Source organism: Luteimonas salinisoli, from assembly GCF_013425525.1.
Classification (GTDB): Bacteria; Pseudomonadota; Gammaproteobacteria; order Xanthomonadales; family Xanthomonadaceae; genus Luteimonas; species Luteimonas salinisoli.
Genome location: NZ_JACCKA010000081.1, coordinates 26034 through 36381 on the forward strand (window position 1 = coordinate 26034; position 10348 = coordinate 36381).

Sequence of the window (10348 nt, forward strand, 5' to 3'; positions counted from 1 at the left end):
TCCTTCGTTACGTCGCCCCGTTCGTAGAGCGGAGCTTGCTCCGCTGCTCCCGGCTCCGGAGCCCGCGCAGCCCGGCGAGCCCGGCTCCACCGGGGTCATCGGATCATCTCCAGCTGTCGCGCGTACAGCACCGCGACATGGCGTGCGTCCTCGAGGATCTCGTCGGAGGCCTCGCGCCCGCCGATTTCCAGCGTCGCCTCGAGCGCCCGCAGCCAGCGCTCCAGGTGGGCGACGTCGTTCTCGCCGTGGTAGGCGAGGAAGGTGAAGCTCTTCCCCAGCCAGCCCAGCCGCTGCCGCAGCAGTGGCAGCAGCGCGGGGACGATGCGCTGACCGGTGCCCTCGATGATGTACATCGCCCCGAGCAGGCCGACCGCGTCAGGCTGCGCGGCGCGCGCGTGCAGGTAGGCGTTGAGCGCCTCGCCGCCGGGATTGCGCCGAAGTGCGTCGAGCGAGCCCACCTTGCCGCCGGCATTGCGATAATCCTGGAACAGCACGTCGTAGTCGTACTGCTCGTCGTCGGCGTGGTGGTGCACGGTGGCGTGCAGCGACGCGTAGCGGGGGGTGAGATGGTCGGCGGCCTTGCGCATCCACAGGCTGCCCTGGCGCACCTGCGGCACCCACTGCTCCATCCAGGCCACGTAGTCGTCCTTCGCGACGCTGCCGTCGAGGATCCGGCGCACCAGCGGGGTCCGCCAGACCCGGCTGCGGTAGTCGTGCCAGACCAGCGCCAGCTCGCGCAGCAGGCGCGCCACCTCGGGCAGCTGGGTGGCGGGGTCCGGGCTGTGCGGCGGCTCGGGCAGACCGGCCGCCTCCTGCGCCGCGGCTGCCGGCCGTGCCGCCGCCGTCGCTGGCGCCGCCGCCGCTTCGCGCGGCTGCTCCGGGGAGGCGGCATCGACGACCTCGAGCAGCGCGAACGCCACGGTGAAGCGCCCGGACTCGGGCACGAACAGCAGGACCTTCTCGCCGGCCCGCGGCCGCTTCTCGCGCAGGAAGTCGTCGAGCATGGTGAAGATCGACGCCGAGCCGAGGTTGCCGCGCACCGCGAGGTTGCTGTACCAGCGCGCCTCGGGGATCTCGAGCTGCGCCAGTTCCAGGCACTGCTTCACCACCGGCGCGAAGCGCTGCGAGGAGTAGTGGCAGAGGAAGTGGTCGACCGCGGACGGGTCGATCGCACCGTTCTGCGCCAGTTTCACGTACTCGTGGGTGCCCACGTCGAACAGCTGCGGCAGCAGGCGGATGTCCTGGCGCAGCAGCATCGCCCCGGCGGCGTCGGCCTCGCTGAAGCTGGGGTAGTCGCCCCAGTGCCGCCCCTCCGGCGACAGGCCGGCCTGCATGCACAGGGGCAGCTCGCCGGAGAACGACTTCAGGTGCAGGTGGCGGAGTCGCAGCACGATGCCCGAATCCGGCCGGGTGCGCGACAGCCGCCAGGCGCCGGCGCCGTCGGAGAGCATCCAGCGCAGGAAATGCGCGTCGAAGTCCGCGTCGTAGCCGACCGGGGCGAAGCGCGAACGCTTGAACAGCCGCGAAGGGAACTCGGCAGTGGCGACCAACGCCTCGCCGTAGGCGCCGTGTTCCAGCGCCAGCGCCGCGTGCTGCAGCGCCGCCATGCCGGAAGCGCAGACGCCGTGGTGGCTGGCGGTGGCCATCGCCGGGGCGCCGAGCTCGGCCTGCACCATGTTGGCGAAGCCGGGCAGGATCAGGTCGCCGGAGGAGGTCGCCGCCGCCAGCAGGTCGACGTTGCGCAGCGCGTCCGCAGGCTCGGCGCCGAGGCAGGCGCGCACCGCGGCCGCGGCCAGGCCGGCGCAGCTGTGGGTGCTGTTGCCCTCGGCATCGATCGCGTAGTGCCGGGTGCGGATGCCGTTCTCGCCGAGGATCCGCCGCTTGACCCGCGGCGACAGCGCGTTGAGCGGCTCGATGTAGCGGTCGATGGCGTCGTTGCCGACCGCCGGCCCCGGATAGAACGCGCCGGTGGCGGTGATGTACACGTCCTCGAATCGCATGCGTCCTGCCCCCTGTGGTTGCGTCTTTATACCGGAGCCGGGGAGCTTGGTTCCCGGATGGCCTCCTGTCCGGCGAAGAGCGGAGAAGTGTCTCGAAGATGACGGTCTCGCCGGAATCGTGGCGCTGCGTGGCGCCGGAGGCGGCGTACAAAAGAAAAAGGGCCTGGAGACTGTCCAGGCCCTTCTGTTTGGTGGAGGTGGGCGGAATCGAACCGCCGTCCGAAGGCACTCCATCCCCGGCACTACATGCTTAGCTCACCGTTGAGTCTCGTCCCGGAGCAGCACGGTGTGCGAAGCGCACCCCGGGACCAGCCTGCTTTGTGTTGACCGGGAGCTGACAGGCAGCCACTCCCGGCGATTCCGTGATAGATGACCCTACACCCGGCGAGCACGGACACAAGCTGGGTTCGGGGCTACGCCTTAAGCGGCGAGAGCGTAGTTGTCGTCGTTGGCAACTATGAGTTTGCCGCTGGATTTACGAGGAAAGCTGCCCCCTCGGCATGCGCCAAGCGATTTTGCGACCCCCGTCGAAGCCAGTGCACCCCCGGGAGCGTCAACAACGCTGACGGCATCGAGTATAGGGGCGCGGCGGCGGGAAACAAGCGCCCTCGCGGGGTCGTGCAGCCCAGGTTCACCGCGCCCGCGCCCGGCCGGACCCGGTATGCTCGGCGCCATGGGGAACGAGACCAGGCCCACGCCCGAGGCCGGCGCCGAGCCGCTGCAATCGCGCCGCGGCTACCAGCTCGCCTGGCTGGTGCTGGTGGGCTCGCTGCTGATGGTCTTCCTGTACGCCCAGGCGGCGGGCGAGCGCGAGCGGCAGCTGGCCGGTGCCGACTTCGTCGCCGAGGCCGGGCAGATCGTCGACCTGATGCGCCAGCGGCTGCTGGCCTACGAGCTCACCGTGCACGGCGGCGCTTCGCTGTTCGGCTCGCTGACCCGGCCCGGCGCCCGCCAGTGGCAGTCCTATGTCGACGGGCTGCGCATCGAGCGGCGCTCCTTCGCTCTGACCGGCCTGGGCTACGCGGCCTGGCTGACTCCGAAGGAGCTCGAGGACCTGCAGATGGAACTGCGCGCGGCCGGACGCGGCCTGTACCGCATCGACCCGCACGGGGCCCGGCAACGCTACGGGCCGATCGTGTACCTCGAGCCGGGCACGCCCGGCAATCTAGCCGCGATCGGCTACGACATGTACTCCGAGCCGGTGCGTCGCGCGGCGATGGACGCGGCCCGCGACAGCGGCTCGCCGCAGCTGACCGGAGGCGTGCGGCTGTTGCAGCAGGACGAGGAGGCGACGGAGCCGGGGTTGCTGCTGTACACGCCGGTGTACCGTGCCGGCAGCTTCCCCGCCAACGTGCTCGCGCGCCGCGGATCCATGCAGGGCTGGGTCTACACGCCGTTCGAGGTGCGCGAGTTCGTCGAGTCGTCGCTCGCACCGATCCAGCGTTCGGCGGTGTTCCGGATCGTCGACCTGGCCGACGATTCCGAGCTGTACGTCGATTCGGGCTACGCCGAGGTCGCCGATTCGCCGCACCGGTTCCGTCACAGCATCGAGCGCGAACTGTACGGGCGCAAATGGCGGATCGACTTCCGCTCCGCCCCCGATTCCGCGGCCGGTGCGGCCTCGCCGGCGCTGCGCGCCACCCTGGTCGCCGGAGTGCTGGCCTCGCTGCTGTTGTTCGCCGTGGTCTGGACCCTGGCGCGGACGCATTCCCACGCCCAGCGTCTTGCGGCGCGGATGAGCGAATCCTACCGCCGCAGCGAGCTGCGCTTCCGCAGCGCGATGGAGTACTCGGCGATCGGCAAGGCGCTGCTGGACCGCGACGATCGCGTGGTGGAGGCCAATCCGGCGTTGGCGCGCATCCTCGGGGTGGCGCCAGCGGAACTGCCGGGCACGGCGTTCGGTTCGCGCCTGCTGGCCGCCGACGCGGGCCGGGAACGCCACGATGGCGACGGCGTGGTCCGCGCCACCCGCGAGCTGCGCCGCCCCGATGGCGATCTGCGCCACGTGCAGCTGACCTACGCGCCGGTGCCCGGCGACATCGGCAGCGGGGTGACGCGGCTGGTGCAGGTGGAGGACGTATCCGAGCGCCTGCGCGCCGAGGCGCAGGTGCACGCGCTGAACCGCACCCTGGAGCTGCGGGTGGCGGCGCGCACCCGCGAGCTGCGCCAGGCCAACCAGGAGCTGGAGTCGTTCGCCTACAGCGTCTCCCACGACCTGCGCGCGCCGCTGCGCACCATCGACGGTTTCGGTCGCATGCTCGCCGAGCGCTTCGGGAATGCCCTCGACGACAGCGGCCACGACTACCTCAGGCGCATCCGCGCCGCCACCGCGCGCATGGACGGCCTGATCGATGCGTTGCTGAAGATGTCGCGGCTCAGCCGCGCGGAACTGAAGCGGGTGCCGGTGGACCTGTCGCGCATGGCGGAGGAGATCGTGGCCGAGCTGCGCCAGGCCGACCCCGGGCGCGAGGTCGAGGTCGTCGTCGCTCCGGGACTGCAGGCCGAGGGCGACGCCGCGCTGCTGCGCAACCTGCTCGAGAATCTGCTCGGAAACGCCTGGAAATTCACTGCCGGGGCGACGCCGGCGCGGCTGGAGTTCGGTGCCGATCCGCATGCAGAGGGCGGGCAGAGGTTCTTCGTGCGCGACAACGGCGCCGGGTTCGCCCAGGAATACGCCGACAAGCTGTTCCGGCCGTTCCAGCGCCTGCACGGCCAGGAGGAGTTCCCCGGTCACGGCATCGGCCTGGCTTCGGTGAAGCGGATCGTGGATCGCCACGGCGGCGAGGTGCATGGCGAGGGACGGCCGGGGCAGGGCGCCTGCTTCCGGTTCACCCTGCCCGGAGCGGTGGCGTAGGGCTCAGGCGTTGCGGTTGTGCTGGCGCATCGCCCGCTGCTTCTCGCGGTTCCAGTCGCGCTCGCGCTCGGCATCGCGCTTGTCGTGCTTCTGCTTGCCCTTGGCCAGCGCCAGCTCCGCCTTGACCTTGTTGCCCTTCCAGTACAGCGCGGTCGGCACCACGGTATAGCCGTCGCGCTCGACCCGGCCGATCAGCTGGTCGATCTCGCGGCGGTGCAGCAGCAGCTTGCGGGTGCGCTGCGCGTCGGCCACCACATGGGTCGATGCCGAGATCAGCGGGGTGATCAGCGCGCCGAACAGGAAGATCTCGCCGTTGCGGACGATGGCGTAGCTCTCGCCGATGTTGGCGCGGCCGGCGCGGATCGCCTTGAGCTCCCAGCCCTGCAGCGCCACCCCTGCCTCGAAGCGGTCCTCGAGGTGGTAGTCGTGGCGCGCGCGCTTGTTCAGCGCGATGGTTCCGCCGCCGTTTGCCTTATCCTTGCCTGCTTTCTTGCCCATAGCGGACGCATTGTCCCCGAACCGGGGACGGTTGGATACGCCCGCCTCAGACAGAGCCGTCGATGCCGAAGATCCAACGCAGTGCCCTGGTCGAGCATTCCGCCGCGCGGATGTTCGCGCTGGTCGACGACGTGGCCGCCTATCCGGCGCGCTTCGACTGGTGCGAGGCGGCCGAGGTGCTGGAGCGGGACGAGGCGCGCGTGGTGGCGCGGCTGGACCTGGGCCTGGGCTCGCTGCGCACCTGGTTCACCACCGAGAACGCGCTGGCGCCGCCGCACCACATCGACATGCGCCTGCGCGACGGACCCTTCCGGCGGCTCGACGGGCGCTGGGAGTTCCACGCCCTCGACGAATCGGCCTGCAAGGTCACGCTGACCCTCGACTTCGAGCCGCGCAGCCGGCTGCTGGCGCCGGCGATGGCCCTCGGCTTCCAGGGGCTGGCCGATCGCATGGTCGACGACTTCGTGCGCGTGGCCGATCGCGGCGACGGCTGATGGCGGTCCGGGTCGAGGTGGTCCGCGCCTGGCCGCGCCGCTTCGAGTCGGTGGCGGTGACCCTGGACGAGCCGGCGACGGTGGCCGATGCCGTGACCGCTTCCGGGCTGGGCGGCGCGGACGATGCCGGCTACGCGGTGTTCGGCGAACGCGCGACCGGCGCCACTACGCTGCGCGAGGGGGACCGCGTCGAACTGCTGCGCCCGCTGCAGGCCGATCCCAAGGAAAGCCGGCGCCGCCGGGCGCAGGCCCGTCGCGGCTGAACGGCGGTGCGGCTCAGCGCCGGCGACCGCGGTCGCGGGCGAGGTTCGGCCCGAATACCCGGCGCACCTCGTTGGCGAGCGCTTCGTCCTGTTCCGGGAAGTACTCCCCGTCCCAGCGCGTCAGGGCGTCGTTTTCGAACCACAGGGTCAGGTTCTTGATCTCGGTGCGGCCGCGGCGCCCGGTGCGCTGGGAAGCGGTGTAGTCCCAGCGCTGGTGGTGGAAGGGGTCGGCGATCGACGGCGAGCCCAACAGCCCCACGACCTGCTGCTTGTTCATGCCGGCCTGCAGTTGTTCCACCGCGGACTCCTCCAGCAGGCTGCCCTGGTAGATCGGCTGCTTGTAGATCATGCCGCAGCCGGCGACGGCAACGGCGAGAGCGAGGGGAATCAGGAGTCTGCGCATGGAATTCCGGGCGGAAGGGAAGCGGGCCGATGATACACTCACGACGACCGCCGCCAACCGGATCGCGCGCCCGCGTTCAGCGCCGGCTGGACGTGGCGCCACCGCACCACGGGTACGAGACGCCATGGAATCCCTCGATCTGCGCAAGGCCGGGCTGAAGGTGACGCATCCTCGGATGCGGATCCTCGAATTGCTCGAGCAGAAGACGCCGCAGCACCACATGACCGCCGAGGACATCTACCGGCACCTGCTGGAGCGGGGCGACGAGATCGGCCTGGCCACGGTGTACCGGGTGCTCACCCAGTTCGAAGCCGCCGGGCTGGTGCTCAAGCATAATTTCGAGGGCGGCCACGCCGTCTACGAGCTCGACCGCGGCGGTCATCACGACCACATGGTCGACGTCGACAGCGGCAAGATCATCGAGTTCGAGAGCTCCGAAATCGAGCGCCTCCAGCGCGAGATCGCCGAGCGCCACGGCTACGTGCTGGAGGACCACTCCCTGGTCCTGTACGTGCGCCGCAAACGCTGAACGGCCCGCTGCCGGCCCGGCGGGTCGGCTCAGTCCACGTCCGCCAGCAGGCGCTTGGCCGCGGCGCGCGCCTCGCGGCTGATCTCGATCCCGCCCAGCATTCGCGCCAGCTCCTCCTGACGCTGCCGGCCCTGCAGCCGCCGCACCTCGCTCTCGGTCACTCCGGCGTCCGCGGACTTGCTGACCAGGTAGTGGGCATGACCGTGCGCGGCGACCTGCGGCAGGTGGGTCACGCACAGCACCTGGCGGCTGCGGCCGAGCGCGCGCAGCTTCTGCCCGACGATCCCGGCCACGGCGCCGCCGATGCCGGAATCGACCTCGTCGAACACCATGGTCGGCACCGCATCCAGGCCCAGCGCCGCGACCTCGATCGCCAGCGAGATCCGCGACAGCTCGCCGCCCGAGGCCACCTTGCGCAGCGGCCGCGGCGGTTGCCCGGCGTTGGCCGAGACCAGGAACTCGACGCGCTCGCCGCCCTGCGGATCGGGGCGCGGTTCGGGCTGCGGCTCCAGCGCGACCTCGAAGCGCCCGCCACCCATGCCGAGCTCGGCGATGAGCGCGGTGGTGAGCCGGCCGAGCTCGCCGGCGGCCTGGCGCCGGGCTTCGCCCAGACGCGCCGCGGCCTGGCGCCAGCGTCCGGCCGCGGCGGCGATCTCGCCGTCCAGGGCGCCCAGGCGCTCGCCGGCGCGCTCGAGCGCATCGAGTTCTGCGGCCAGCGCGTCGCGGTGCGCCGCCAGGCCTTCCGGGGCCACGCGGTGCTTGCGCGCGAGGTCGTGCAGGCGGCCCAGGCGCCGCTCCAGTTCCTCCAGCCGGGCCGGATCGAGCTCGAGATCGTCGCGGATCCGCTGCAGCAGCAGCAGCGCCTCGTCCAGCTGGATCCCGGCGGCGTCGAGGATGCCGTCGACTTCGCCCAGGCGCGGTTCGTGCTCGCGGGCCCGGGCCAGCTCCCCGCGCAGGCGCTGCAGCTGGCGGCCGAGCGACTGCTCCTCGCCTAGCGCGGCGAGCGCAGCATCGCAGGCGGCGATCAGGCCTGCGGCATGGGCCTGGCGGCGGTGGCCCTGTTCGAGGTCCGCGATCGCCTCGGCGTCCAGCGGTTCGTCCTCGAGTTCCTGCAGCTGGTGGGCCAGCCAGGCGAGGCGCTCGCCGACGTCGCCGCCGCGCTCGAGCGCCTCGCGCTCGCGCAGCACTGCGCTCCAGCCGACAGCGGCCTGCGCGACCTCCGACAGCAGCGGGCCATGGCGACCGAAGGCGTCGAGCAGCGCCAGCTGGCTGCCGCGTGCGAGCAGCGCCTGGTGCTCGTGCTGGCCGTGGATCTCCACCAGGTGACCGGCCAGGGCGCCGAGCTGCGAGAGGGTGGCGGGACGGCCGTTGATCCATGCCCGCGAGCCGCCGTCGGCGCGCAGGGTGCGGCGCAGCTGGCAGGCGCCGCCGTCGTCGAACTCCTGCTCGCGCAGCCAGGCCGCCGCCGCCGGGGCGTCGCAGAGGTCGAACTCGGCGCTGAGTTCGGCGCGCGGCGCGCCGTGGCGGACCATGCCGCTGTCGGCGCGCAGCCCCGAGAGGAAACCCAGGGCGTCGACCAGCAGCGATTTGCCGGCACCGGTCTCGCCGGAGATGGTGGTCAGCCCCGGCCCGAACTCGAGCTCGCTGGCGCTGGCGACGGCGAAGTCGCGGATCGAGAGGTGGGTGAGCATGGGCGCGATTGTGCAGCGGCGGGCGGGCGACGGCCAGGCGGCCGGGAGGCCAGCCTGGCAGGCCGCGGTCGCAGCGCGCGAGACCGCCGCGACGGCACGGCGCGGCGGACGGTGCGCCATCGCCTTGCGCGGAAGCGGCGCGGGCCTTATACCAGTGGCGTGGCCGGCACCGATTCCAGCGACAGACTCGACCCGCGCGCCCGCCAGCTGCTGCGCACCCTGATCGCGCGCCATATCCGCGACGGCGAGCCGGTCGGCTCGCAGACGCTGGCCCGCCATGCCGGGCTGGACGTGAGCGCGGCGACCATCCGCAACATTCTCTCCGACCTGGAAGACAGTGGCCTGCTCAGCGCGCCGCACACTTCGGCCGGGCGGGTGCCCACGGCGCAGGGCTACCGGGTATTCGTCGATTCGCTGCTGCAGCTCAAGCCGCTCCCGGAAAAGGAGGTGGCGCGGCTGCGCAGCGAGCTGCCCGCAGGCATCGGCACGCAGTCGCTGCTGGGCAGCGCCTCGGAGCTGGTCTCGGCGATGACCCATTTCGTCGGCGTGGTCAGCGTGCCGCGGCGCGAGCAGTTCGCTTTCAAGTACATCGATTTCGTGGCGGTCGATGGCCAGCGGGTGATGGCGATCCTGGTATTTGCCGACAACGAGGTCCAGAACCGCCTGATCCAGACCCGACGCACCTACGAGCCGGGGGAGCTGGAGCGGGTGGCGAACTATCTCAATGCGCAGTTCGCGGGCCGTTCGCTGGCGGACATCCGCGCGACCCTGGTGCAGGAGATGCGCGCGGCGCGCAGCGAGATGGAGAGCCTGCTGGCGCAGACGGTGGAGCTGGCCGAGCAGGCGCTGGCGCCGGGCGGCGAGGACATGGTGGTGGCGGGGCAGGCGCGGTTGATCGGGGTGCAGGACCTGTCCGATCTGGACCGGCTGCGCGAGCTGTTCGACGCTTTCTCGCGCAAGCGCGAGATCCTGCAGTTGCTCGAGCGCACGGTGAGCGCGCCCGGGGTGCGGATCTTCATCGGCGAGGAGACCGGGCTGGCGCCGCTGGAGGGGGTGTCTCTGGTGTCGGCGCCCTATGGCGCGGGCGGGCAGGTGCTCGGGGTGCTGGGGGTGATCGGCCCGACCCGGATGGCCTACGACCGGGTGATCCCGGTGGTGCAGGCGACCGCCGAGGTCCTCGGCGCGGCGCTCGAGTCTTCGCGCGGCGGCTGATCGCGGTGCGCCGGGCCTCGCCCGTCCGCTGCGAGGATCCATCGCCGTCGCCGCGCCAGGCAGCCCATCCGTTGCGGGGATCTTTCACCGTCGCCACGGGGCGGCGCCAGTGACTAGCCGTGTCTGGCAGTGCCCTTCAAGAGCGGCTTCAGTCGACCGCGCGGGGCGGGAGCCGCGCCGGGGGTGTTGCTCCGCCCTTCGGTCCGGCCGCGCCAGGTAGTTCCATCCGTTGCGGGGATCCATCACCGTCGCCACGGGGCGGCACCAATGAATAGCCGCGTCTGGCAGTTGGTTCCTTGGAAGAGCGCTTTCGGTCGACCGCGCGGGGCGTGAGCCGCGCCGGGGGTGTTGCTCCGCCCTTCGGTCCGGCCATCCATGGCCGGACTCAGGGCCGCAGACCATCC

General features: G+C 71.7%; 9 protein-coding genes and 1 other RNA gene. 5 read left to right on the forward strand and 5 right to left on the reverse strand.

The window, feature by feature from the left end:
- Positions 1-95 precede the first annotated feature (95 nt).
- Positions 96-2000, reverse strand: a complete 1905-nt coding sequence (locus H0E84_RS14410) for an iron-containing redox enzyme family protein (RefSeq protein WP_180679347.1) — start codon at positions 1998-2000, stop codon at positions 96-98.
- Positions 2001-2189: 189 nt separating this feature from the next.
- Positions 2190-2546: a transfer-messenger RNA gene (gene ssrA / locus H0E84_RS14415) on the reverse strand.
- A 127-nt stretch (positions 2547-2673) separates the two neighbouring features.
- Between ssrA and H0E84_RS14420 the strand changes: the two genes are divergently transcribed.
- Positions 2674-4854: a CHASE domain-containing protein gene (locus H0E84_RS14420; RefSeq protein WP_180679348.1), complete on the forward strand. Its 2181-nt coding sequence runs from the start codon at positions 2674-2676 to the stop codon at positions 4852-4854.
- A 3-nt stretch (positions 4855-4857) separates the two neighbouring features.
- Here H0E84_RS14420 and smpB read toward each other — a convergent pair whose 3' ends face one another.
- Positions 4858-5352, reverse strand: a complete 495-nt coding sequence (gene smpB, locus H0E84_RS14425) for an SsrA-binding protein SmpB (protein ID WP_180679349.1) — start codon at positions 5350-5352, stop codon at positions 4858-4860.
- Positions 5353-5414: 62 nt separating this feature from the next.
- Here smpB and H0E84_RS14430 point away from each other — a divergent pair, with 62 nt between their 5' ends.
- Both H0E84_RS14430 and H0E84_RS14435 read left to right on the forward strand, forming a co-directional pair.
- Positions 5415-5846, forward strand: a complete 432-nt coding sequence (locus tag H0E84_RS14430; protein ID WP_180679350.1) for a type II toxin-antitoxin system RatA family toxin — start codon at positions 5415-5417, stop codon at positions 5844-5846.
- On the forward strand, positions 5846-6109 hold the full coding sequence (locus H0E84_RS14435; protein WP_180679351.1) for an RnfH family protein: 264 nt from the start codon (positions 5846-5848) through the stop codon (positions 6107-6109). The genes H0E84_RS14430 and H0E84_RS14435 overlap by 1 nt, the downstream gene beginning before the upstream one ends.
- A gap of 13 nt (positions 6110-6122) precedes the next feature.
- Here the strand turns inward: H0E84_RS14435 and H0E84_RS14440 are convergent, their stop codons facing one another.
- The gene (locus tag H0E84_RS14440) at positions 6123-6512 is read right to left on the reverse strand and encodes an outer membrane protein assembly factor BamE (protein ID WP_180679352.1); all 390 of its coding nucleotides are present in this window, start codon (positions 6510-6512) and stop codon (positions 6123-6125) included.
- A 124-nt stretch (positions 6513-6636) separates the two neighbouring features.
- On the opposite strand from H0E84_RS14440, the gene fur reads away from it, so the two are divergent.
- Positions 6637-7041, forward strand: a complete 405-nt coding sequence (gene fur, locus H0E84_RS14445; protein WP_180679353.1) for a ferric iron uptake transcriptional regulator — start codon at positions 6637-6639, stop codon at positions 7039-7041.
- Positions 7042-7070: 29 nt separating this feature from the next.
- Here fur and recN read toward each other — a convergent pair whose 3' ends face one another.
- Positions 7071-8732 (reverse strand): DNA repair protein RecN, encoded by a 1662-nt coding sequence (recN, locus tag H0E84_RS14450; protein ID WP_180679354.1) that lies wholly within the window; start codon positions 8730-8732, stop codon positions 7071-7073.
- 159 nt (positions 8733-8891) lie between these two features.
- Between recN and hrcA the strand changes: the two genes are divergently transcribed.
- The gene (hrcA, locus tag H0E84_RS14455) at positions 8892-9944 is read left to right on the forward strand and encodes a heat-inducible transcriptional repressor HrcA (protein ID WP_180679355.1); all 1053 of its coding nucleotides are present in this window, start codon (positions 8892-8894) and stop codon (positions 9942-9944) included.
- Positions 9945-10348: the final 404 nt, after the last annotated feature.

What these genes read in the sequence shown, in the direction of transcription:
- recN (WP_180679354.1), bottom strand. Translation starts at nt 8,732, where the DNA reads ATGCTCACCCACCTCTCGATCCGCGACTTCGCCGTCGCCAGCGCCAGC.
- H0E84_RS14435 (WP_180679351.1), top strand. Translation starts at nt 5,846, where the DNA reads ATGGCGGTCCGGGTCGAGGTGGTCCGCGCCTGGCCGCGCCGCTTCGAG.
- H0E84_RS14410 (WP_180679347.1), bottom strand. Translation starts at nt 2,000, where the DNA reads ATGCGATTCGAGGACGTGTACATCACCGCCACCGGCGCGTTCTATCCG.
- H0E84_RS14440 (WP_180679352.1), bottom strand. Translation starts at nt 6,512, where the DNA reads ATGCGCAGACTCCTGATTCCCCTCGCTCTCGCCGTTGCCGTCGCCGGC.
- fur (WP_180679353.1), top strand. Translation starts at nt 6,637, where the DNA reads ATGGAATCCCTCGATCTGCGCAAGGCCGGGCTGAAGGTGACGCATCCT.
- H0E84_RS14420 (WP_180679348.1), top strand. Translation starts at nt 2,674, where the DNA reads ATGGGGAACGAGACCAGGCCCACGCCCGAGGCCGGCGCCGAGCCGCTG.
- H0E84_RS14430 (WP_180679350.1), top strand. Translation starts at nt 5,415, where the DNA reads ATGCCGAAGATCCAACGCAGTGCCCTGGTCGAGCATTCCGCCGCGCGG.
- smpB (WP_180679349.1), bottom strand. Translation starts at nt 5,352, where the DNA reads ATGGGCAAGAAAGCAGGCAAGGATAAGGCAAACGGCGGCGGAACCATC.